This window comes from Mesorhizobium sp. C277A (assembly GCF_040324395.1).
In the GTDB taxonomy this organism is placed as follows: Bacteria; Pseudomonadota; Alphaproteobacteria; order Rhizobiales; family Rhizobiaceae; genus Mesorhizobium.
The window spans coordinates 2,429,409-2,451,513 of the sequence record NZ_JAMYVW010000002.1; the positions used below are offsets into that span (position 1 = coordinate 2,429,409).

Annotated in this window: 17 protein-coding genes and 2 tRNA genes; 6 read left to right on the forward strand and 13 right to left on the reverse strand. The window is 62.8% G+C overall.

The features are described from left to right. Positions 1-82 precede the first annotated feature (82 nt). The 4 genes from nagZ to NKK52_RS12215 all read right to left on the reverse strand — a co-directional run bounded on the left by nagZ (position 83) and on the right by NKK52_RS12215 (position 7,751). A complete protein-coding gene (nagZ, locus tag NKK52_RS12200; protein ID WP_023681654.1) occupies positions 83-1,102 on the reverse strand; it encodes a beta-N-acetylhexosaminidase in 1,020 nt (339 codons plus the stop codon). A 133-nt stretch (positions 1,103-1,235) separates the two neighbouring features. Next, complete coding sequence (locus NKK52_RS12205; protein ID WP_023716243.1) at positions 1,236-4,607, reverse strand: SPOR domain-containing protein; 3,372 nt, start codon at positions 4,605-4,607, stop codon at positions 1,236-1,238. 103 nt (positions 4,608-4,710) lie between these two features. Beyond that, entirely contained in the window at positions 4,711-6,474 is a 1,764-nt protein-coding gene (gene argS / locus NKK52_RS12210) for an arginine--tRNA ligase (protein WP_023681655.1), read from the reverse strand. A 62-nt stretch (positions 6,475-6,536) separates the two neighbouring features. Next, on the reverse strand, positions 6,537-7,751 hold the full coding sequence (locus tag NKK52_RS12215; RefSeq protein ID WP_023681656.1) for a deoxyguanosinetriphosphate triphosphohydrolase: 1,215 nt from the start codon (positions 7,749-7,751) through the stop codon (positions 6,537-6,539). A gap of 76 nt (positions 7,752-7,827) precedes the next feature. Here NKK52_RS12215 and erpA point away from each other — a divergent pair, with 76 nt between their 5' ends. The 4 genes from erpA to NKK52_RS12235 all read left to right on the forward strand — a co-directional run bounded on the left by erpA (position 7,828) and on the right by NKK52_RS12235 (position 9,746). Continuing rightward, positions 7,828-8,175 carry an iron-sulfur cluster insertion protein ErpA gene (gene erpA / locus NKK52_RS12220; protein ID WP_027050337.1) on the forward strand — a complete coding sequence of 116 codons (348 nt, stop codon included), beginning with the start codon at positions 7,828-7,830 and terminating at the stop codon, positions 8,173-8,175. A gap of 4 nt (positions 8,176-8,179) precedes the next feature. After that, on the forward strand, positions 8,180-8,572 hold the full coding sequence (locus tag NKK52_RS12225) for a VOC family protein (RefSeq protein WP_023681658.1): 393 nt from the start codon (positions 8,180-8,182) through the stop codon (positions 8,570-8,572). A gap of 8 nt (positions 8,573-8,580) precedes the next feature. Then, entirely contained in the window at positions 8,581-9,375 is a 795-nt protein-coding gene (gene xth / locus NKK52_RS12230; protein WP_023681659.1) for an exodeoxyribonuclease III, read from the forward strand. Positions 9,376-9,446: 71 nt separating this feature from the next. Then, positions 9,447-9,746, forward strand: coding sequence for a hypothetical protein (locus tag NKK52_RS12235; protein WP_031203699.1), 300 nt, complete (start codon positions 9,447-9,449; stop codon positions 9,744-9,746). 201 nt (positions 9,747-9,947) lie between these two features. Here the strand turns inward: NKK52_RS12235 and NKK52_RS12240 are convergent, their stop codons facing one another. The 5 genes from NKK52_RS12240 to NKK52_RS12260 all read right to left on the reverse strand — a co-directional run bounded on the left by NKK52_RS12240 (position 9,948) and on the right by NKK52_RS12260 (position 18,322). After that, on the reverse strand, positions 9,948-10,772 hold the full coding sequence (locus NKK52_RS12240; RefSeq protein WP_023667701.1) for a tetratricopeptide repeat protein: 825 nt from the start codon (positions 10,770-10,772) through the stop codon (positions 9,948-9,950). Beyond that, the gene (gene ilvD, locus NKK52_RS12245) at positions 10,759-12,483 is read right to left on the reverse strand and encodes a dihydroxy-acid dehydratase (protein WP_023681661.1); all 1,725 of its coding nucleotides are present in this window, start codon (positions 12,481-12,483) and stop codon (positions 10,759-10,761) included. The genes NKK52_RS12240 and ilvD overlap by 14 nt, the downstream gene beginning before the upstream one ends. A gap of 291 nt (positions 12,484-12,774) precedes the next feature. Then, complete coding sequence (locus tag NKK52_RS12250) at positions 12,775-14,034, reverse strand: OmpP1/FadL family transporter (protein ID WP_023681662.1); 1,260 nt, start codon at positions 14,032-14,034, stop codon at positions 12,775-12,777. Between the two features lie 360 nt (positions 14,035-14,394). Continuing rightward, a complete protein-coding gene (locus tag NKK52_RS12255) occupies positions 14,395-17,178 on the reverse strand; it encodes a valine--tRNA ligase (protein ID WP_023681663.1) in 2,784 nt (927 codons plus the stop codon). Positions 17,179-17,446: 268 nt separating this feature from the next. Then, positions 17,447-18,322 (reverse strand): PopZ family protein, encoded by an 876-nt coding sequence (locus NKK52_RS12260; RefSeq protein WP_023681664.1) that lies wholly within the window; start codon positions 18,320-18,322, stop codon positions 17,447-17,449. Between NKK52_RS12260 and NKK52_RS12265 the strand changes: the two genes are divergently transcribed. Beyond that, a complete protein-coding gene (locus NKK52_RS12265) occupies positions 18,264-18,629 on the forward strand; it encodes a hypothetical protein (protein WP_198029317.1) in 366 nt (121 codons plus the stop codon). The two genes, NKK52_RS12260 and NKK52_RS12265, sit on opposite strands and share 59 nt — an antisense overlap. 15 nt (positions 18,630-18,644) lie before the next feature. Here the strand turns inward: NKK52_RS12265 and NKK52_RS12270 are convergent, their stop codons facing one another. From NKK52_RS12270 to NKK52_RS12285, 4 genes are all read right to left on the reverse strand, one after another. Next, complete coding sequence (locus NKK52_RS12270) at positions 18,645-20,030, reverse strand: TolC family outer membrane protein (RefSeq protein ID WP_023667706.1); 1,386 nt, start codon at positions 20,028-20,030, stop codon at positions 18,645-18,647. Positions 20,031-20,215: 185 nt separating this feature from the next. After that, positions 20,216-20,890 (reverse strand): protein-L-isoaspartate O-methyltransferase family protein, encoded by a 675-nt coding sequence (locus NKK52_RS12275; protein WP_023681665.1) that lies wholly within the window; start codon positions 20,888-20,890, stop codon positions 20,216-20,218. Between the two features lie 103 nt (positions 20,891-20,993). After that, a tRNA-Cys gene (locus tag NKK52_RS12280) sits at positions 20,994-21,067 on the reverse strand. Positions 21,068-21,403: 336 nt separating this feature from the next. Then, positions 21,404-21,664, reverse strand: coding sequence for a PGPGW domain-containing protein (locus NKK52_RS12285; RefSeq protein ID WP_023667708.1), 261 nt, complete (start codon positions 21,662-21,664; stop codon positions 21,404-21,406). Positions 21,665-21,895: 231 nt separating this feature from the next. On the opposite strand from NKK52_RS12285, the gene NKK52_RS12290 reads away from it, so the two are divergent. After that, positions 21,896-21,970 (forward strand) — tRNA-Asn (locus tag NKK52_RS12290). The last annotated feature ends 135 nt before the right edge of the window (positions 21,971-22,105 follow it).

A 22,105-nucleotide genomic window follows, 5' to 3' on the forward strand; every position in this document is an offset into this window, starting at 1 on the left:
TTTCGGACGACATCATGCTCTCTCTATCTAATTTAGAGACGGATTCAGATTTCAGGTCGAACAGACCTGAAATCATCCGTCTCTAGGCCACCGCATCGAAATAGGTGGCAAACTCGGCGCGTATCTCGGTTTCGTCGGCCCGGTCGCGATCCCTTATATAGGTCAGCGCCCGCTTGGCGCGCTCCAGCGATGTCCCTTCAAGTCCCGTGGTTCGCGATGCGATGCCCGCCATCTCCTCGAAAACGCCATTGCAGTGAAGGACCAGATCGCAGCCCGCCGCAAGGATCGAGGCCGCCTTTGTCGGGAAATCCCCAGAAAGTGCCTTCATCGAGGTGTCGTCGCTCATCAACAGCCCGTCGAAGCCGATCTCGCGGCGGATGATCTCGTCGATGACCTTACCTGACGTGGTCGCCGGGTTGTTCGGATCGATGGCGCTATAGACGACATGCGCCGTCATCGCCATCGGCAGATGGCTAAGCTCGCGGAAAGGGGCGAAATCATGCCGCTGCAGGTCGCTCAGCGAGGCATCGACCACAGGCAGTTCGAAATGCGTGTCGGCAAAGGCGCGCCCGTGACCCGGAATGTGCTTCATGACCGGCAGCACGCCGCCCGACATCAGCCCTTCCGCCGCCGCGCGGCCGAGTTCGATGACCGGGCGCGGCTCCTTGCCATAGGCGCGCGCGCCGATGACGTCGCTGGCGCCCTCGATCGGCACGTCCAGCACCGGCAGGCAATCGGCAGAGATACCGTAGCGTAACAGGTCGAAGGCGTGCAGCCGCGCCATCAGCCAGGCAGCGCGGGTGCCGGCATCATGGTCCTTGCGCCACAATGCACCGAGCGCGCCGCCGGCGGGATAGTTCGGCGCCAGCGGCGGCCGCAGGCGCTGCACCCGGCCACCTTCCTGGTCGATGAACACCAGCGCATCGGGGCGCCCGATACAGTCGCGCATTTCGGCGACCAGATCGCGGATCTGCTCGGTTTCGCCGATGTTGCGCGCAAACAGGATGAAGCCCCACGGGCATTCATTGCGATAGAAACGGATTTCCTCGCGGGTCAGCGATTTCCCGGCACAGCCGAGGATCATGGATTTTGATTCGGTCATTCCACCAGTTTAGGGCTTCGCGCCGGCAAAGGGAATCTCCCCGGACGGCAAGCGCCTCAACCTCTCGCCCATCCACATGAAAAAGCCGGCGCGACCCTTGGGAACGCACCGGCTCTGATAATTGGATCCGGCCTTATCGAGACACGAAGCAGTTGCCGCCGGCAGCCTTGTAGCTGGTGCACAGATTGATCGCATCGTTGCGCGATTGCGCAGGCACCCGGACACGGTAGAAGGTGCCCTTGCCGGCGATCTCCGCCTTGACGATGTTGGCGGTGCGACCGGCGAGCACATTTCCATAGCGGCGCTGCAGGTCGGCGTAGTTGGCCTGGGCGCTTTCGACCGTCGGCTGCGAAGCGATCTGCATCGACCACGAACCGCCCGATGTCGAAGCCGTCGCCGGGATGGAGGCAACCTGGTCGGGCTTGACCTCGCCGACCACGTCGACCGGCTGGTCGGACGGGCGCTGCGGCGCTACGGCAACCGTCTGCGGCGTGTTGGCGGACTGGGTCTCAGCCTTCGGCGTGACCGCCGGCTTTACCGGCTTGACCGGCTTGGCGGTCTCGGCACTTGCCTGGTCGCTATTTGCCTGATCGGCAGGCGCCACGGTGCCGGTCTGCTCGGCATCGGCCGAAGGGGCGACGTGCTGCGGCGCCGGGTCAAGCGGCTCAGTCGCCGCAACCTGTGGCGCGGCCGGCGTCGAGTCCTCGCGGGCCACCAACGAGCCGTCGGGCTTGACCACCATGGTCCGCACCTTGCGCGGGGCAACGGCGACCGTATCGGGGTTCTTGTCGGCTTCCTGCAGCACCTGCGCGATGCGGTCCTCGGACTTTGGCGCCGGCGCGACAGCCGCGTCGGGGTTGCCGGCAGCTTCGGGGTTGCCGGCAGCGTCGGGGCCTGGGGCAGCGCCGGTATCGTCGGGCGACAGATCGACGACGCGGCTTTCAGGCTCCTGCGCCTTCACATCGACCGGCTCTTCGGTGTTGGTGACCAGCTTCTCCTGAACCGGCTCGGCCGGCTTGGTGCCTTTGGCGACCGCATCATAAACCTTGTTGTCCTGGTTCGGCACCACGGCGCCGCCCGGATTTTCGGGCTTGACCTTGATCGGCCTGTTGTCGGCTTTGACAATGACGGGCGCATCGCTGCCGCCCTTGCCGCCGTACGACAAGGCGAAGGCGCCAAGACCGCCGGCAATCGCCACCGCAGCAACGACCCCCGCGACCAGCAGGCCGCTCCTGCGCGGCCGTGCGGCTTCCTGCTCGGCGAGGCCCGGCACCGCCATCGCCTCGTCCAGATCCGGATCGTAGTCGAGTTCATCGACCGCGAAATCGTCGGCCTGCGAAACCGGCTGACTGCCGGGCAGATCGTCCATGTCAAAGCCGCCGGCGGCATCGGCGTGGTGAGCTTGCGTGGCTGCAAGCACTTCGGCTGGCCGCGCTGCATAGGCGCGCTGGTCGAGCTCGTGGCCCGAGCTGAAGCCGGAACTGTAGGAATCGTCATCATAGCCGGCACTGCGTGCGGCAGTGGGCGATGCCACTTCCACCGCGTTCATCTCGTTGAGCATGCCGGCGAATTCGGCGTCGATGTCGTCATAGGCGGCCGGCTCGTCTTGCTCGAAGCTGAGTTCTGGAATGTCGAGATCGTCGGCAATCGCCACGACACGCTCCGGCACATCGACCGTCTCGACATCCGGCATCTCGTCATAGGCCTGAGGCGGCGCCTGGCGCGATGGCGTCGGCGCGACATAGGCAGCAGCTGCAACCGGCTGGTCGCGATAGCTTGGCGCTGCCGCCGGCGGCATGGACGGCTTTTCTGCAAAAGAAGGTTGCGGCTGCGCTGCAAAGGAAGGCTGGGCCGGGGTGGGAGTCACGCGGCTCCACGAACGCGCCGGCTCCGGCGGCGTCGAGCGCCAATCGCCAGCGACCGGTGCTGCCGTATCGTCATGACCGAGATCGATGCCCTTGGCCAGCGCCGCGTCGAAGGCGTGATCATCGAACTCGATCTCGGGCACATGGCCTTCAAGTTCGCCGGCAAGCAGATCGTCGAAATCGGCATCGTCCGCCTGGGCCTCCTGAGGAGCAGGCGCGTGTTCGTCTAGGTCCCAGTCGAGATTATCGACCGGAGCGACCGGCGTCGCGACGGACTGCTGCACCGGGGCAACCGGCTCATAAGTCCTGGTGGGCTCGATGGCGGCAGCCCTGGTGGGCTCGGTGACCACCGGAATCGGGGCGACTGGCGCCGGGCGTGGTGTGGTCATGGCGCCAAGCAGCGCGTTGAGTTCATCTTCCAACGTCCGTTCGTCAGCGACCGGAGCGGCCGGGGTCGCCATATTGGTAGGCGCCACATAGGCTGGTGCGACCGGAGCTAGCTGAACCGGAGCGGGTGCGGTCTCGGCCACCGGCTCGTGATCGGCAAGCGCATCATCGATGCTCAGATCGAAATCGTCGAATGCTTCGTGCGCAGTCTCATGAGAGGGGCTGGCCTCCACGGTCCAGGCCGGCGTCTCGTCCACTTCCGGCGCATCCATCTCAACCGGCGCGCTGGCCTGCAGATCGCTGACATCCAGATCGCGCTCTTCCGGATCCTCGGCCTCAACAGGCTGAGCCTCGAAAGCCTGAGGCTCGAAATGCTCGGCTGCAAAATCCTGGGCTGCAAAATCCTGAGCTGCAAAGTCCATGTCGACATCGGCCATCGCGTCATCGAAATGACCCGCAAAATCCTCGTCGGCAACAGTGTGGTCGGCGGCGCCGACGGCGTCGAAGGTATGGATCGGCGCCTCGGCTACTGGCGCGGCATACTGGTCCTGCGCCGGCGCAGGACCGTCCAGCGTCAGCTCGTCTTCCAGCGACATCGAGACGGCGACGGGCGCAGCAGCAACCTGCGCGACATCTGCGGCATGGGCGACGGTCGCGCCGTCATCGAGCAGCAACCCCTGCTCGAGCGAAGCGGCAAGGTCGTCATCCATCGGCAGGTCGTCTTCGAGCGGCGACACGTTTTCCAGCGAGCTGGCGACGGCATTGTCGAAATCATCGTCGAATGCAGCTTCGTCGAATGCGGGCTCGGCAAACGAAGGTTCGGCAAACGAGGGTTCAACGGGAGCAGCCGCAGCCTGCGGGGCAGCGCCGAAATCCAGATCGGCGGCATCGTCGAAGACGAAATCATATTCCAGCGAAGCAGCCAGCGCATCGTCCATCGCGGCATCGGTGGTTTCGAAAGCCGGCTCGCGAATCTCGGCAGCAGGTTCGTAGGGTTCAGCGGCAGGCTGGTGAACCTCGGGAGCTGGCTGGCTGGCCTCCATGGAACCGACTTCATCGCCGAATTCGCCCATCAACTCCTTCTCGAGGTCGATGTCGAAATCGCCCTCGTCCGCAGCCGTCTCGACGGCTGGCGCCTGCGGCTTGACCGGCTGGCGCGGATCGAAACCCATGATCCTGGTCAGTTCAGCGAACGGATCATCTTCGGCGATGTCGTTGTTGTCGGCTACTCTCAGCTGGGTTCTGTCTGCCATTATTGTTCCCGAACTCGCACTCATTCGGACGCCATGGACGTCGCGTAGGGTTGGCCCTTACCAGCGCAATGTGGGCAAATGGTGACAGGTGTTTTGGTTAAACCTAACGCATCTCAGTGGGCGCATCAGCCCCAATCAGCGTCAGGCCGGAGGTCAAAACATCCGAAACAGCCTGCACCAGCCCTAGTCTGGCATGAGTCAATTGTCGGTCGTTAACCTTAACAAAACGTAAGTCGGCATTCTCGGTGCCCCGATTCCAGTGTCCATGGAAGCTGGAAGCCAGATCGTAGAGGTAGAATGCCAGCCGGTGCGGCTCCAGCGCAAGGGCCGCAGATTCGACCAGCCGGGGATATTCAGCCAGCTTCCGGATCAGGCCGATCTCGCCCTCATCGGTGAGCGACGCCGAGGCCGCGGCCAGGCTGTTGCGGTCGAAATTGGCCTCGCCCAGTTGCTCGCTCGCCTGCCGGAACACCGAATGACAGCGCGCCGAAGCGTACTGCACGTAGAACACGGGATTGTCCTTGGACTGTTCGGTGACCTTGGCGAAATCGAAGTCGAGCGGCGCGTCGCTCTTGCGGTAGAGCATCATGAAGCGGATCGCATCGCGGCCCACCTCCTCCACCGCTTCGCGCAAGGTCACGAAGTCGCCCGACCGCTTCGACATCCGAACCGGTTCGCCATCGCGAAACAGCTTCACCAGATTGCACAGCAGCACCGTGAGTTGCAGCTTCAGATCATCGCCTGCAATCGCCCGCGCCAGCGCTTCCAGCCGCTTGACGTAGCCGCCATGGTCGGCGCCCAGCACATAGATCAGGCCGACGAAACCGCGGTCGACCTTGTCCTTGAGATAGGCGACGTCGGCGGCGAAATAGGTGAACGAGCCGTCGGACTTGACCAGCGCCCGGTCCATGTCGTCGCCGACCGCCGTCGAGCGAAACAGCGTCTGCTCGCGGTCTTCCCAGTCGTCCGGCTTCTCGCCCTTGGGCGGCGGTAGCTTGCCCTTGTAGATATGGCCTTTCAGCGTCAGATCGTTGATCGCCGAGCGGATTTTTTTGGCATTGTCGGCATGCAGCGTGCGCTCGGAGAAGAAAACGTCGTGATGCACATTGAGCAACGCCAGATCCTCGCGGATCATCACCATCATGGCGTCGATCGTGCGGTCCTTGACGATTGCCAGCGACTCATCGTCGGGCATCTGCAAGAGCTTGCGGCCAAATTCGGCAGCCAGCGCCTGACCGACCGGCACAAGGTAATCGCCGGGATAGAGGCCGGCCGGTATCTCGCCAATGTCGTCGCCCAGCGCTTCGCGGTAGCGCAGGAAGGCCGAACGCCCGAGCACGTCGATCTGCGCGCCGGCGTCGTTGATGATGTATTCCTTGGTGACGTCATAGCCGGCGAAGGCCATCAGATTGGCGAGCGTGTCGCCGACAACCGCGCCCCGGCAATGGCCGACATGCATCGGCCCGGTCGGATTGGCCGAGACATATTCGACATTGGTCTTCTTGCCGCCACCAATGGTCGAGCGGCCGTAGTTTTGCCCCTCGCCGAGCACCGCGGTCAGATGTGCCTGCCAGAAAGCGTCCTTGAGCCGGAGATTGACGAAGCCGGGACCGGCGACGTCGGCTTCGGCAACATCGGCGTCGCTGCGCAGCACTTCCACCAGCCGCTCGGCCAGCGCCCGCGGGTTGTGCCCTGTCGGCTTGGCCAGTACCATCGCCGCATTGGTGGCGAGATCGCCATGGCTGGCGTCGCGCGGCGGCTCGACGGCGATGCGCGACAGGTCGGGCGAAACGCCATTACTGTCTTTCAAATCAAGCGCTTCGACGGCTTTTGTGATTCGCGCGCTGAAATCGGCGAAGATGTTCATGGGTCTTGCTCTGGCGGACTGTGCAGGGGAACCGGCTCATTGGCCGGCAAATCGCGCCCGCCCTAGCTTAAATCGGGCGTATGGTCAAACAGACGGCGGTGTTCCTTCAAGGCGTAGGTATCCGTCATCCCCGCCAGGAAATCGGCGACGCTGCGCGCCTTGATGCGGTCCTCCGCCCGGTCGAGCCCCTCCCGCCAGCCGTCCGGCATGGCGCGCGGATCGGCGAAATAGACATCGAACAGGTCGCGCACGATCTGCTCGGCCTCAGTGCGAACGCGCATCACCTCGTCATGCCGGTAGAGATGCTTGTAAAGAAAGGTCTTCAAATCCTTCTCGGTCGCCGCCATGTCTGCGGAAAAGGTCACCATCGTCTCGCCCGCCGCCCGCACCGCTTCGGCGCTGTCAGGCTTGATGCGCTCCAGATTGGCGGTGGTGGAAACAATGACGTCCTCGACCATCATCGTGATCTGCCGGCGCATCAGCTCATGGCCGGTGCGCACATCGTCCAGGCCCGGATAGCGCGCGCGCACGCTTGCCAGGATCGATCCCGGCAGCGCCACCGTTTCCAGCATGTCCAAGGTCAGGAAGCCGGAGCGCAGGCCGTCGTCGATGTCATGGGTGTTGTAGGCGATATCGTCGGCGATCGCAGCACATTGCGCCTCGATGCCGGCGAAATGGTCGAGTTCGAGGTTGTGCAACTCGGAATAGTCGCGGATCGCCTGCGGCACCGGGCCTTTGAGCCCTTTTCCCTTGGCGTCGGTCAGCGGGCCATTGTGCTTCACCAGGCCTTCCAGCGTTTCCCAGGTCAGGTTCAGCCCGTCGAACTCGGCATAACGCCGCTCCAGCCGCGTCACCACGCGCAGCGACTGCGCATTGTGGTCGAAGCCGCCCCATTGGGCCATCCGCTCGTTCAGCGCGTCCTCGCCGGTATGGCCGAACGGCGTGTGACCGAAATCGTGCACCAAGGCGACCGCCTCGGCCAGATCCTCGTCGCCGCGCAACGCTCGCGCCAGAGCCCGCGCAATCTGCGCCACCTCGATCGAATGCGTCAGCCGGGTGCGATAGTGGTCGCCTTCATGGGCGACGAACACCTGCGTCTTGTGCTTCAGGCGGCGGAAGGCAGTCGAATGAATGATACGGTCGCGGTCGCGCTGGAATGGCGTGCGAGTCGGGCTCTCGACCTCGTCATAGAGCCGCCCGCGCGACCTGGCTGGGTCGCTGGCATAGGCCGCGCGCGGCCGATAGCCGAACCCAATGTCGCCAAGCTCATTTGTCATGGCTGATGCCGCCGCAGTTGACTTGCCCCTTCCCGCTTCATACCTATCATGTGAAACCGAAAGCAAGGTGACGCCCATGGGCGCTGATGCCAAGACTGCCATGAAAGTCGAGATGACCGAGTCCGCCGCCAGGCGGATCGCGAAAATCGTCTCTGGCGAGGCCGGCAAGACGGCGTTGCGCGTCTCCGTAGAGGGCGGCGGCTGCTCCGGCTTTTCCTACAAGTTCGACCTGGTCGATACGCGCAATGACGATGACGTCGCCATCGAAAAGGACGGCGCCACCGTGCTGATCGACGATTTGTCGCTGGTCTATATGGGCGGCTCGGTGATCGACTTCGTCGACGATCTGATGGGCCAGTCGTTCCAGATCCGCAACCCCAATGCAGTCGCCTCCTGCGGCTGCGGCACCAGTTTCTCCATCTAGGCAGATGTCCGGCGTCGGCGCGGTCCGTCAGGTCGCACTGTCGGCCGGGCGCGACCTCGACGTCACGCTAGCCTTCTGGCACGATGTGCTCGGCCTCAGCGTTCATGCCCGCTACGATCCGCCGGGCATCGCCTTCATCATGGCCGGTGATATCAGGTTGCTGTTCACCGATGGCGTTCCGGCCGGCACCGTCTATCTCGATATAGCCGGGCTCGAAGCCTTCCACGCCGAGGCGAAAGCGTCCGGCGTTCCCTTCACCGCACCGCCGGCGCTCGTCCACAACGACACCGAAGGCACGTTCGGAACGGCAGGGGAAAGCGAGTGGATGGCCTTTCTAAAGGACCCGGCAGGCAATACGATCGGGCTTGTCGAACGTCTTTCGCCCGAACATCCCTGAGGCCGCCCATGAAAATCGTCACCTGGAACATAAACGGCATTCGCGCCCGCATCGGCAACCTCACCCACTGGCTGAGCGAAAGCCAGCCCGACATCGTCTGCCTGCAGGAGATCAAGTCGGTCGACGAGCAGTTCCCGCGCGCCGAGATCGAGGCGCTTGGCTACAACGTGGAAACCCATGGCCAGAAGGGCTTTAACGGCGTCGCCCTGCTGTCGAAGCTTCCCTTCGACGAGGTTATCAGGGGCCTGCCCGGTGATGACACCGACGAGCAGGCGCGCTTCATCGAGGGCGTGTTCTCGACCGACCAGGGCGCGCTGCGCGTCGCCTCGCTCTATCTGCCCAACGGCAATCCCATCGATGACGAGAAGAAATTTCCCTACAAGCTGGCCTGGATGGAGCGGCTGCATCGCTGGGCCGAGCAGCGGCTGCTTCTGGAGGAGGCGCTGGTGCTGGCCGGCGACTACAATGTCATCCCCGAGCCGATCGATGCGCGCTTCCCCGAGAACTGGCTTGGCGATGCGCTGTTCCAGCCGCAGACCCGGCAAGCCTTCCGGCGACTGAAGAATCTCGGCTTTACCGAGGCGGTGCGCGCCGTCACCGATGCGGCCGACGTCTACACCTTCTGGGACTACCAGGCCGGCGCCTGGCAGAAGAACAACGGCATCCGCATCGACCATCTGCTGTTGTCGCCCGAAGCGGCCAACCGCTTTTCCTCGGCCTCGATCGAAAAGCATGTGCGCGCCTGGGAAAAGCCTTCCGATCATGTGCCGGTGGCGATCGATCTGGCGCTGCTGCCGGCCTGATATCAGCCGAAACCCTGATATCGCCACAATCGCGCCATTCAGTCAGAGATCAGCATGGCGGCTGGGGTTCCATGGCACTACGATTCCTCTTTTGCCCGATCGGCCTGGCATTTGCCATGGCCTCCCCTGCAGCGGCACTTGCCGACCAGCAGTGCCTGGCCAATGGCAAGTCCTACCAGGTCGGCCAGGTCACCTGCCTGACGGTTTCAGACAAGAGCCATATGGCCCGCTGCGACCTGGTGCTCAACAACACCTCATGGACCAAGATCGGCGACAGCTGCCCCGACAGCACGATGAAGCCGCATCTGCACGTCACGCCGATCTCGATGCCGGTACACAGAGCGGCGCCGGCGGAACTCACCGAGAACTGATGGATGTGAGCTAATCTCCCCCCTTGAGGGGGAGATGGCCGGCAAGCCAGAGGGGGGCGCGAAGAAACGCGACCTTTCGGTCAAACAAGCTCACCCTCTCAGTCCAACCCGGGCAAACTTTAGTCAACTGAAATGCCAGCGGGACAGCGCCCCCCTCTGTCCTGCCGGGCATCTCCCCCTCAAGGGGGGAGATTGGCAATTTCACTGGTCGCCGCCGCCCTTGGTCAGGATGTCGTCGGCAAGCGAAATGGCAGTGCGACGGTCGGCTTCGCCGGCGGCGGCAAATGCCTCTTCCTGCATGCCGCGGATCCACGGCTGGTCGCTCGGCGAGGCGCGTTCGAGCGCGGCGGTCATCATGGCCAGACCGCGCACGATCTTGCCGCTCTGGAACAGAAGATTGCCGAGCGTCGCCTGGGCGCCGGCATGGCCCTTTTCGGCAGCGAGTTGGAACCAGCGGCCGGCCTGCTTGACGCTGGCCTTGACGCCGCCCTCGCCCTTCAAAAACATCTGGCCCATCTCGAACTGGGCGTTCGGGTTGCGGTAATTGGCGGCCGCGCGCATGTAATATTCCTGCGCCGCGACCTCGTTTTCCTCGACCGGGCTGCCGGGGATACCTGTCCGGAGATAGTCGCCCAGCGCCACCAGCGCGTCGGAGACATAGCTTTCCTCCGGCGATCCCGGCTCGACATCCTGATCGACGATCTCGGAGAAGAATTTGAAGGCCGCATAGTCGTCGCGCGTCACGCCGTCGCCTTCGGCGTACATGCGCGCGAGCTTCCAGGTGGCGCCGATCTGGCCGTTCTCGGCGGCGTATTTATAGGCCTCGACCGCCTGTTCCTTGTGGCCGCTCTTGTAAGCGGAGAAGCCGAACTGGAACACGGCCCATGGGCTCGATTGCGGCTTCACGCCGGTCTTGTCGTCGAACACCTTGTCGTCGAAGGCCATGGCCTGGCCCACGGCGCCAAAGATCGCAACAGCGACCAGTGCCGGAAGGACAGACGACCTCAACAACTCAGATATCCGCATAGCAATGTGTTTCTTTGGCACCGCCCGGATGGGTGACCGCGCCGTCGCGGGCAGGCCCTACCGTCTGTGCGTATTTCCAGATCGCGCCCGACTGATAGTCGGTCGTGCGCGCCTTCCAGGCCTTCGCCCGCGTTGCCAGTTCGGCCTCGGACAAATCGACCTCGATCGTGCCTTTGGTTGCATCGATCGAAATCACATCGCCGTCTTTCAAGAGCCCGATCGGGCCGCCCACGGCAGCTTCGGGCCCGACATGGCCGATGCAGAAACCGCGCGTCGCGCCCGAAAAACGACCGTCGGTGATGAGGGCGACCTTGCCGCCCATGCCCTGGCCGTAGAGCGCCGCCGTCGTCGACAGCATCTCGCGCATGCCCGGGCCGCCGCGCGGACCTTCGTAACGGATGACGAGAACCTCGCCTTCCCGGTAGTTGCGGTGCGTGACCGCCTCGAAACATTCCTCTTCCGAATCGAAACAGCGTGCCGGACCTGAGAATTTCAGCTCCGTCATGCCCGCGACCTTCACGATCGCGCCTTCGGGGGCAAGGTTGCCCTTCAAGCCCACGACACCGCCGGTTTGGGTGATTGGTCGGTTGGCGGGACGGACCACATCCTGGCTATCATTCCAGGCAACATGCTCCATGTTTTCGGCCAAAGTACGGCCAGTCACGGTCATGCAGTCGCCATGGAGATAGCCGTGGTCGAGCAGCGTCTTCATCAACAGCGGAATGCCGCCGGCCTCGAACATGTCCTTGGCGACATATTTGCCGCCCGGCTTGAGGTCGGCGATGTAGGGCGTCTTCTCGAAAATCGCGGCAACGTCGAACAGGTCGAACTTGATGCCTGCCTCATGCGCGATCGCCGGCAGGTGCAAAGCCGCATTGGTCGAGCCGCCGGTGGCCGAAACCACGGTCGCCGCATTCTCCAGCGCCTTCAGCGTGACGACGTCGCGCGGCCGGATGTTCTTGGCGATCAGCTCCATGATCTTTTCGCCGGAGGCGAAATTGAAGCGGTCGCGCATCTCGTAAGGCGCCGGCGCGCCGCAGGAGTACGGCAGCGCCAGGCCGATCGCCTCGGCGACGGTGGCCATGGTGTTGGCTGTGAACTGGGCCCCGCAGGAGCCGGCGGACGGACACGCCGCCTGCTCGATCTCGAGCAGTTCGGCATCGCTGACCGTCCCGACCGAATGCTGGCCGACTGCTTCGAACACGTCCTGCACAGTGATCTGGCGGCCGCGATAGGAGCCCGGCAGGATCGAGCCGCCATAGATGAAGATCGACGGCACGTTGAGCCGCACCATGGCCATCATCATGCCGGGCAGCGACTTGTCGCAGCCGGCAAGGCCGACCAGCGCATCGTAGCAATGGCCGCGCATGGTGAGTTCGACCGAATCGGCAATGACATCGCGCGACACCAGCGACGACTTCATGCCCTGGTGCCCCATGGCGATGCCGTCGGTGACGGTGATGGTGCAGAATTCGCGCGGCGTGCCGTTTGCGGCCGCCACACCTTTCTTGACCACTTGCGCCTGGCGCATCAGCGAGATGTTGCAAGGCGCCGCCTCGTTCCAGCAGGAGGCAACGCCGACCAGCGGCTGCGCGATCTCGGCCGCAGACAGGCCCATGGCATAGAGATACGAACGGTGCGGCGCACGCGCCGGACCGACGGTCACATGGCGGCTAGGCAGCTTGGCCTTGGAAATGACTCTGGCGTCCATACTCTTCCTTGCCGCGGGCGGTGCGGCCTGCCCCATGGCCGAGCCTTCTGGCGCGTGTCCCGAGACGAATTCGAGGTGCGCCGGGTTTATGGCGGGAAATGGGCAATTTGGTCGAGCGGGACCGTAGCGCGGGGGTTGGCCGGGAACTGTTGCCAAAACGCCACAATCGCGAGAGGCGACGCCGGTGCGGCGTATCTGCAACGCCAACTCTCGCCGGCAAGGCTCGACGCGGTGCCCGCATAAGAAAAAGGCCGGGGAATGCCCGGCCTTTTTCTTTTCAACTTGAAAGGCTTACCACTTCACCTTCAACGAAGTCGAAATGGCCGACACAAGATCGTTGCCGAAGTCAGCGGTGTAGTCCGTACCATAGGTGACGCCATCGTCGCCCACGACTGGATGGATCGACCCGCTGGTAAGCACGCCCAGCGCCCCACCAAGACGAACCTCGATGTTCTGGGTCGCCGTGTAAGCCACGCCACCGCTAACCGTCCAGGTGTCCGTCTGGGCGCTCAGTCCGGTGGAGGTTCCGCGATCCCAGGTCAGAACGGCGGCGCCGCTCCACTGATCATTGAATTTGTGGCCGATACCGCCGGAGACCGTCCAGCCGTCCCGGTAGAGCAGATCAAGTGAAGTAGCGCGGGTCGGGCCGGTCGTGGTGCAAGCACCCGGGGCGGCGGTCGGGCAGAATGGAATGCTTTGCAATACGCTCCAATTGACCCACTTAATGGATCCAAACGCGAGCCAACCCGGAGCAATACCTGACTGGAGCTTGAGTTCCAGAGACTCAGGCACCTCCGAAGAACCGCTTACGTCGGTTATGCGACCCAAAATTGGATTGCTGGGGTCGAGGAATCCGGGAACCTGTGTCAGATCGAGCGTCCCCGAGAGGTTGTCGAGCTTGACGGCTGAATTGTAGACCAGGCTGGCGCGCAGCGCGATGTCAGGAATTTCATAGGCGGCACCGACGCGCCATCCCCAGCCGTCTCCTTCGAGGTCAAGGCGCCCAACGCCTGTACCCAAAAATGCGGGAAGCGGAGCGACCAGCTGCTCCTTGAAGCCCGAGACGTCCTCATGGAACACGCCGCCGATGAAACGAAACTGACCTTTGCCGAGGTTCACCTTGTACGAGCAGGTTCCGCCAACGGCCTCGCTCTCGACCTTGGTTACGATATTGCCGTTCGCGCCGGCCCAGTTGACGCCGGGATTGCTGTACGCACCGATCGGTTGGCCATAGTCGACAAGACAATCGACCGGGCCTATACCAGCCTTGATACCCACGCTCGGCACCCAATAGCTTTCGGTATCGCGGGCGCTGTTGGAAAGGCCCAGCGCGTTAAGGGGGCCGTCAGCCGGATTCGTGTCCACCACATTCTTGAGGTCGCGTTGCGGCATCACATAGGTGCCGGTAACCTCGCCGGCGACCTGCGCAGGATCGAACAGCAGATCGATGTCATAGCCGCCGCGCTCCAGGCCGCCGGCATGCACGGAACCGATCAGGCCCAGCGAAAAACACCCCGCCCCCAGCAGTGTTTTAAAACGCAGATTGTTCATGGATATCCTCCCCGAAATACTAGTGGGTCAAGCTAGAACCAATTCGGGTTAACGGCGCAACAATGAATTCACATAGCGTACATGTACACCTGAGCCGGCTGCCTTTCCGGCACAGCGGCTGGTTCCGAAGCAAGGCCGAAAAACGGCTTTCCGGGGGCAGATCAGCGAAAGAATTCTGTGAAATCCGTCACAAAAAGCTCAAAAACAAGCCCTTTCGGAGCTATTTGGCCCGATTGTTACATTATGGCAACAATGGGGCTGAAACTTTCCGTTTACGTCAATATTAACCTTACGGAATGCCTGTTGTTCGGGCAAAAGAACCGCCGCCAAGCACTTGCCGGCGCCTTGCGAATCCAGCGCTCAATCAGCGTCGCGCACCCTGGTCAACGCCACCGAAAGCTTCTCCTGCTGATCGCGGTATTCGTCGAGTTTTTCGCGCTCGGCCGCGACGATCTCTTCCGGCGCGCTGGCGACGAACCGTTCATTCGACAGCTTCTTGTGCAACCGCGCGATTTCCTCGGTCACCTTGGCCAGTTCTTTCTGCAGCCGCGCCGCCTCGGCGGAGAGATCGATCAGGCTGCCGAGCGGCAGGCAGATCGTCGCCTCGTTGACCACGATCTGGGCCGAGCCCTTGGGTGCCGCGTCCTGCAGCGAGATATCGCCGACCCGCGCCAGCCGCTTGATGGCGGACGCATGGCGGTCGAGCCTCTGCCGGGTCTCGACGCTGGCGCCAACCACCACCAACGGTGCGATCGCCGCCGGCGGCACGTTCATTTCGGAGCGCACTGAGCGGATGCCGGACACCAGATCGACCAGCCAGTTGATGTCGGCGGCCGCGTCCGCGTCCTCGAAGTCCGGCGACGGCCAGGCGGCGTGGCAAAGCAGCGTTGCGCGCGTCCGGCCCTCGCCCGCCGTCTGCGCCCACAACTCCTCGGTCATGAACGGCATCATCGGGTGAAGCAGCTTGTAGATCTCGTCGAGCACGAAGGCGACGCAGGCGCGGCTTTCGGCTTTGGCCGCCTCGTCAGTGCCCATGAACACCGGCTTGAGCAGTTCGAGATACCAGTCGCAAAACAGGTTCCAGACGAAGCGGTAGGCAGCCCCTGCCGCCTCGTTGAAGCGGTATGAGGTGATGCCCTCGGTGATCGCGTGCGACGCCCGGGTCAATTCGGTCAGGATCCAGCGGTTGACCGGCAACTTGGCGTCGTTCAGCCAAAAATCGTCATTGCGCGCGACCTCGTTCATCTCGGCAAAGCGTGTCGCGTTCCACAGCTTGGTACCGAAATTGCGGTAGCCGGCGATGCGCGCCGGATCGAGTTTCACGTCGCGCCCCTGCGCCGCCATGACCGTTAGCGTGAAGCGCAGTGCATCGGCGCCAAACTCGTCGATGAGGTCGAGCGGATCGATGACGTTGCCTTTCGACTTCGACATCTTCTGCCCGTTCTTGTCGCGCACCAGCGCATGCACATAGACGGTGTGGAACGGCTCCTCGTGCATGAAATGCAGGCCCATCATCATCATCCGGGCGACCCAGAAGAAGATGATGTCGAAACCGGTCACCAGCACGTCGGTCTGGTAATAGGTCTTCAGCTCCGGCGTGTGATCCGGCCAGCCCAGTGTCGAGAACGGCCACAGTGCGGACGAGAACCAGGTGTCGAGCACATCCTCGTCGCGGCTCAGGATTTCGCCCGGCTTGAAGGTCTCGAGCTTCTCCTCGACCCAGGCCTTCCACGGGCCTTCCAGCGCCAGATAATATTCAATCGCGGCGCCCAGCGCCTCTTCCTCGGTCTTCTCGACGAAGACGCGGCCGTCCGGCCCGTACCAGGCCGGGATCTGATGACCCCACCACAGCTGGCGTGAAATACACCAGGGCTGAATGTTCTCCATCCAGTCGAAATAGGTCTTTTCCCAGTTCTTCGGCACGAAGTTGGTACGGCCTTCGCGCACCGATGCGATCGCCGGCTTGGCCAGCTCGGCGGCGTTTGCATACCACTGCTCGGTCAGAAACGGCTCGATCGGCACGCCGCCGCGGTCGCCATGCGGCACGGCGTGGCGATGCGGCTCGATCTTGTCGAGGAAACCGCCGGCCTCCATCAGCTCGACGATTTTCTTGCGCGCGACGAAACGGTCGAGACCGTCGAGCTCATCCCAGACGGCCTGGCGCTCCGGCGTCACGTCGAGCCCGGCGAGGAAATCCTCATTATCCCTGAGCGTTATTGCCGCCTCGATGGTCAGGATGTTGATCGCCGGCAGCTTGTGGCGCTTGCCGACTTCGAAATCGTTGAAGTCGTGCGCCGGCGTGATCTTGACCGCGCCGGAGCCCTTTTCGGGATCGGAATACTCGTCAGCCACAACCGGAATTTTCCGGCCGACGATCGGCAACACGACATTCTTGCCGACCAGATGCCGGTAGCGCTCGTCGTCCGGGTGCACGGCGACTGCCGTATCGCCCAGCATCGTCTCGGGCCGTGTCGTCGCCACGGTGATGAATGTCCCAGGATTTTCCGGATCGAAAATCTCGCCCTCGATCGGATAGCGGAAGTGCCAGAGATTGCCATTGACCTCCTGCGGCTCGACCTCCAGGTCGGAGATCGCCGTCAACAGCTTCGGGTCCCAGTTCACAAGGCGCTTGTCCTTGTAGATCAGCCCTTCCTTGTAGAGGCTGACAAAAACTTCGAGCACGGCCTTGGACAGGCCTTCATCCATGGTGAAGCGTTCGCGCGACCAGTCCGCCGAGGCGCCGAGCCGCTTCAGCTGGTTGAAAATGGCGCCGCCGGACTCGGCCTTCCACTCCCAGACCTTCTCGATGAACTCCTCGCGGGTGAGATCGCGGCGATGGATCTGTTTCTCCATCAGCTGGCGCTCGACCACCATCTGCGTGGCGATGCCGGCATGGTCCATGCCCGGCTGCCACAGCACGTTCTTGCCGCGCATGCGCTCAAAGCGCACGAGTATGTCCTGCAGCGTGTTGTTGAGTGCGTGGCCCATATGCAGCGAGCCGGTGACGTTGGGCGGCGGGATGACGATGGTAAAGGCCTCGGCCCCCTCTTCCGCACCTGCGCCGGCGCGAAATGCGTCCGCCTCTTCCCAGATTTTGGCGATCTTGGGTTCGACGGTCTTGGCGTCGTAGGTCTTTTCAAGCATGGGAAAGTGGTCCGCGCGGTCGGGAGTTTTGCTGACCCGGTGTAAATCGGAAGGTTTTGGCCGAGTCAACCGCGAGGGCTGCCTCAGTCCTTCAACGCAGATAGGCGGGGCCCTGGTCATTTCAACGGGAAGGCCATGCCCGCACCTTCATCGTCAGCGATCCCGACGGGAAGCTGATCGCATTCGCGACATCAGCCGGACGCTGGCCTGCAGCGAGAAAGCGCCGCCCGAAGGCGGCGCTTTAATCAGGAACGGGCTGTGGTGATGCCTATTGCGCGCCGCGCGCGACGCGCTCGATTTCTTCGCGTACCAGGCGCTCGACCAGCGTCGGCAGGTTGTTGTCCAGCCAATCCTGCAGCATCGGCCGTAGCATCTCCTCGGCCATCTCGTCGAAGGTCTTCTTGCTGCGGCTGGCGAAGGCTTCGGAGAGCTCGCCGAAGGCGGCTGCGACTTGCCGTCCCGTATGTTCCGAAACGATCGCCGGCCGAACCGGAATTGTATCGGCCGGGCGCGCGTGCTCGCTGCGCGAAGGATGAGGCTCGAAAGCCGGCTCGGCAGCGAGATCGTCTTCGAAAGCCTCGACCTCCGCGATTGCTGCCTGCCGATTTTCAGTCTCTGGCTGCCTGATCTCGGGCCGCCGTACTGTCTCAGCCGGTTTTGCCTGATTGCCAACGGCCGCGATTTCGCGGCGCCAATCCGTGACGATCGAGTCGGTGGTTTCCGTCTTTGCCCGCACTGCAGCTTCTGCCCCGACGGCGGGGGCAGGTTCACTGGCTATCCTGGCGCTCACTTCCGCCAGGGTCATCGGAGCATGCGCGGGTGGCGCGGCGGTCGTGGCATTTGCCGCAATGGCCGGCTTCACTGGCGACGGCTCGGAGCGCGGCTCCAGCCGCGCAACCACCGGCTCGGCCAGTTGGGCCTGCACCTCGGCCAGCGTCACCGGCTTCTTGCTTTCGGTCGAGCTGTGCAATTCGCTGCGGAAGGCCTCGACATCCGAAACAGGCCCGGCGGCCGGCACAAGGTCCTGTCGCAACTCATCGGCGTCGCCCTTGCGGCCGGTGTCGCTGTCTTCGATGATCCTCCTGATGGAAGCCAGTATTTCTTCCATGGAAGGTTCGCGCTGTGCGCTGCTTGCCGTCGCCATCGTCACATCCGCCGCCCCCGCGCATGATCCCGAAAATCGATCTTCGATTTTCGAAGAGGATCAGGCGCAAAATCAAAGTTCTACAGCCTCCTTTGCGCATCCATCGGACGCGTGGCGCTGCAGTGACCCGTTCCTGGATTCCTGTCCGGCAAAGCCGGATACGAATCATGGCGACAGCGTAGCCGACGGATCGCCATCCGAGAATCCCCAATCTCGGAAGACGCCGGATTTCAACAATTTAGGCTACAAAAGACAAACGCCGCGCATCCTTGGGAAGCGCGGCGCTACGATACTTTCAATCTTTTGAGCCGCCCAGGTGGGCTCAACGACCGTCCGGCGTACGCAGCCCGATCCATTTGTCCTTGACGGCTCTGTAGTGCTCTTCAGGCTTGTACTTCACCACATTCAACGCCAGGCGATCGGCCGACAGGCGGCCCATTGCCGAAAGGATGGCGTAGCTCGCTACAACCACATCGCGCTCGGAGCTGGCGAGGTCGATCTTTGCCGAGATGACGGCGTTCTGGGCGTTCAACACGTCGAGCGTGGTGCGCTGTCCGACATTGCGCTCCTCGATGACGCCGTTGAGTGCCAACTGTGCGGCCGCGATCACCTGCCGATTAGCGTCGACGCTTTCCCGCGCTGCAATGTATTGCGTCCATGCCGAGGTCACGGCCTGGCGCACCGAGTCACGGCTGACATCCACCTCGATGCGAGCCTGGCTGAGCGATTCCTTCGACTGACGAACGAGTGCGGAGGTACGGCCGCCCGAATAGATCGGAACGGTCAGCGTCGCGCCGACGGTGGCGGCATTGGAGTCGCCGTCCGAATTCCCCGCGCCAGGTACGGTATTTTGATAGGCATGGGAAAGGCCGGCACTGGCAGTCAACTGCGGCAGCAACGCACCTTCCTGCGTCTTTACATCAAATCCCGCTGCATCGACGGAATGTAGGGCGGCCAGGATGGCCGGATGCTCGTTCGATGCAATACCGATCGCCGCCTCGAGACTCCTCGGCAACAGCTTCGCCAACGGCGACGCAGCCTTGAGCTTGCCCGGCTCGTCACCGACGATCTGATGATAGGTTGCTGCACTGGCCAGAGCCTGCGCACGGGCAGCACTCAATTGCGCCACCGCGGCCGAACGCGACGCGTCGGCCTGCGCCACATCGGTGCGCGTGCCCTCGCCGACCTCGAAGCGCGAGCGCGCCGCGCGTGCTTGCTCGGTCAGGAACTGAAGGTTCTGTTCGGTCAGCACCGCCACCTGGCGGTCGCGAATCACGTCCATATAGGCGCTCGCCGCGTTGAACAGCGTGTTCTCTTCGGTGTTGCGCAGGCCCTCGACCGAGGCCCTCACCTGCGCAGCGGCCGACGCGACCCTGTTCTTGGTCTGAAAGCCGTCGAACAGCGTCTGATCAATCCGAACGCCGAAGCTGCCGGTGGTCAATGCCAGGCTCGCGTTCCTGCCGTTTAGGTGCCTGGAGGTGTAATCGATATCAGCCGAACCAGTGATCACCGGGCGATAGCCCGACTTGGCGATCGCCACGCCCTCATCGGTGACGCGCACGCCGGCACGGGCCGAATTCAGCGAGGAATTGTTCTGGTAGGCCTTGGAAAGCGCGCCGAGAATGGTTTCCGCCGAGGCGGCTATCGGCGAAAGCGCTGTCGCGGAAATGAGGACGGTAACAAACAGACTCTTGGCTAAGGACGGCACTTTATATCCCTCATTCGTTTTGCACGGGAACCACGCCACGCCAGCCCATTCCTAGAGATGGGCCAGCGCCGCGTCGATGTATCGTTCCCCCGCTGACAGCCTCCCGAAACCCCGGTTAACCAATCAGCAACGATTGTTCAATCACAAGCCAACATGACAGAGTCTTTGCTGCAAGGCAAAATCACTTAGAACTCGAAGGCATGAATGCGTTCAAATCCGGGTAGTGGCTTAATTGCCGCATTAAATGCCCGTCTTCCGGTTACAACCCCCCCTGCATTGAAAAAGAGCCGGGCTACGCCCGCATTGCCCTGCCCTTCCACAGCCACCAGCCGGCCGCCTTCGGCAAGCTGGTCAAGCAGCGCCGCAGGCACTTTCTCGACGCTGCCGCCGATGACAATCACATTGTAGGGCGCCTTGGCGGCATGACCTTCCGGCAGTGGGCCGGTGACCACGGTGACGTTATCGCAGCCCTGCGCCGAAAGCGCCGCTTTGGCTGCTTCCGCCAGTGTGGTATCGCTTTCCAGCGCCACGACGGATTTGGCCAGCCTGGACAGCAGCGCCGCGGAATAACCGGTGCCGCAGCCGACATCGAGCACCGAATCGCCGGCGTCGATCTCGGCCAACTGCAAAAGCTTGGCCAGTGGCGACGGCTCCATGAGGTAGCGCGCACCGCTGCCATCGGCGCCGTCGGAGATGCGGATATCCTCGTCGATATAGGCGAGAGCCTGTTGGCCGGCCCCGACAAAGGCCTCGCGCGGCACGGCAAGCATGGCATCGAGCAATGCTGCGTCGGTCACATCGGTGGTGCGGACCTGGCCGTCGACCATCTTGACGCGAAGTTCGGAGAAATCAGCGCTCATGTCCCAACCAATCCGTCAAAAGCCAATGCGCTGAATGCGCTTGTCGCGCCGACACTGCGGCGCATTCGAACTCAAGCCCCCGGCATGCGGGAGTTGAAGCGATTGGAGGCCTCGCCCGGAATCGAACCGGGGTGCAAGGATTTGCAGTCCTCTGCGTAACCACTCCGCCACGAGGCCTCATCGCTCCCGGCGAGCGAACTCAATATGGTGGCAGCGAAAGGTCGTCAAGCGTCCGCGCGGCATTCCGGCGCGCTTTCCTCATCAGCCGCCGCAACGTGGTTCCCGAGCGATTTCAGCGCTTGGCGCACCGGCATATTGGCCGCTCCTCAAGCATGGCTGCGCGACCGGCGAAACTCGAACCCGCAGCTTTACGCAGCGGGTGCAAACTGGCTTTCACCGTAAACGCGCGGCTGACACCAGGGGCTGCCGTTCTCAAGGAGATATTCGAGGGGAAGGTCTGCGGGGGGGGTGGAAGCGAAGCGTCCACTGAACCGGGACCGCGCGCCATCGCTTTCAATTTGGCCGGCGACGCCGTTCCCACCAGACGACGAACCGGCGCCGCAGGCGGCGCACCGCGGCAAATTCGTAGGAAAGCACCAAAAGGCCGAGCGGAATCATCCAGAAGCCGAGAATCGGCAGGAAACCGAGAAGGCCGAAAAACACCAGCATGATACCGATGGCGATCCTCAGCCCGCGCGAGCGCGGCATGGTGAACTCGCGCCCGAACACCGAGATTTTCCGCGCCGGTGCCTGGTTTTCGTCTGCTGCAGTCATGTCGAAAGTCGATCCGGTTGCCTTCGATAAAGCCATATGCGCTAAAGGCTGCAATCGCCTTTCAGGTTCCGCCGACCAAGGTCCGACGGCGCCCAAGACGGCTCATATGTGGTGTCATCCGGCGATTGCCAGAAACCATTGGGTGAAAATGCGCTAAAAAATGCGAAATGCTTCTTTGCAAAGCCGAAAAGGGTTTGCTATAGGCTGCGCCACTCACATGAGAGCCTCTATTCCCCGGTAGCTCAGTGGTAGAGCAACCGGCTGTTAACCGGTTGGTCGCTGGTTCGAATCCGGCCCGGGGAGCCAATCTTCTCAAAGACTTAGTGATATTCGAGGCTCGGCAGATTTGCCGATTAAAGCGTCAGGGCAACGCCTGGGGCAACAACTCAATGCCTGTCCGCCGGGCAGAGGCCAATGACCGGTCATGTCTCAGAAGAATTC

Excerpts from the sequence above, each read along its gene's own strand:
- nagZ (WP_023681654.1), bottom strand. The coding sequence starts at position 1,102 with ATGACCGAATCAAAATCCATGATCCTCGGCTGTGCCGGGAAATCGCTG.
- NKK52_RS12205 (WP_023716243.1), bottom strand. The coding sequence starts at position 4,607 with ATGGCAGACAGAACCCAGCTGAGAGTAGCCGACAACAACGACATCGCC.
- argS (WP_023681655.1), bottom strand. The coding sequence starts at position 6,474 with ATGAACATCTTCGCCGATTTCAGCGCGCGAATCACAAAAGCCGTCGAA.
- NKK52_RS12215 (WP_023681656.1), bottom strand. The coding sequence starts at position 7,751 with ATGACAAATGAGCTTGGCGACATTGGGTTCGGCTATCGGCCGCGCGCG.
- erpA (WP_027050337.1), top strand. The coding sequence starts at position 7,828 with ATGGGCGCTGATGCCAAGACTGCCATGAAAGTCGAGATGACCGAGTCC.
- NKK52_RS12225 (WP_023681658.1), top strand. The coding sequence starts at position 8,180 with ATGTCCGGCGTCGGCGCGGTCCGTCAGGTCGCACTGTCGGCCGGGCGC.
- xth (WP_023681659.1), top strand. The coding sequence starts at position 8,581 with ATGAAAATCGTCACCTGGAACATAAACGGCATTCGCGCCCGCATCGGC.
- NKK52_RS12235 (WP_031203699.1), top strand. The coding sequence starts at position 9,447 with ATGGCACTACGATTCCTCTTTTGCCCGATCGGCCTGGCATTTGCCATG.
- NKK52_RS12240 (WP_023667701.1), bottom strand. The coding sequence starts at position 10,772 with ATGCGGATATCTGAGTTGTTGAGGTCGTCTGTCCTTCCGGCACTGGTC.
- ilvD (WP_023681661.1), bottom strand. The coding sequence starts at position 12,483 with ATGGACGCCAGAGTCATTTCCAAGGCCAAGCTGCCTAGCCGCCATGTG.
- NKK52_RS12250 (WP_023681662.1), bottom strand. The coding sequence starts at position 14,034 with ATGAACAATCTGCGTTTTAAAACACTGCTGGGGGCGGGGTGTTTTTCG.
- NKK52_RS12255 (WP_023681663.1), bottom strand. The coding sequence starts at position 17,178 with ATGCTTGAAAAGACCTACGACGCCAAGACCGTCGAACCCAAGATCGCC.
- NKK52_RS12265 (WP_198029317.1), top strand. The coding sequence starts at position 18,264 with ATGGAAGCCAGTATTTCTTCCATGGAAGGTTCGCGCTGTGCGCTGCTT.
- NKK52_RS12260 (WP_023681664.1), bottom strand. The coding sequence starts at position 18,322 with ATGGCGACGGCAAGCAGCGCACAGCGCGAACCTTCCATGGAAGAAATA.
- NKK52_RS12275 (WP_023681665.1), bottom strand. The coding sequence starts at position 20,890 with ATGAGCGCTGATTTCTCCGAACTTCGCGTCAAGATGGTCGACGGCCAG.
- NKK52_RS12285 (WP_023667708.1), bottom strand. The coding sequence starts at position 21,664 with ATGACTGCAGCAGACGAAAACCAGGCACCGGCGCGGAAAATCTCGGTG.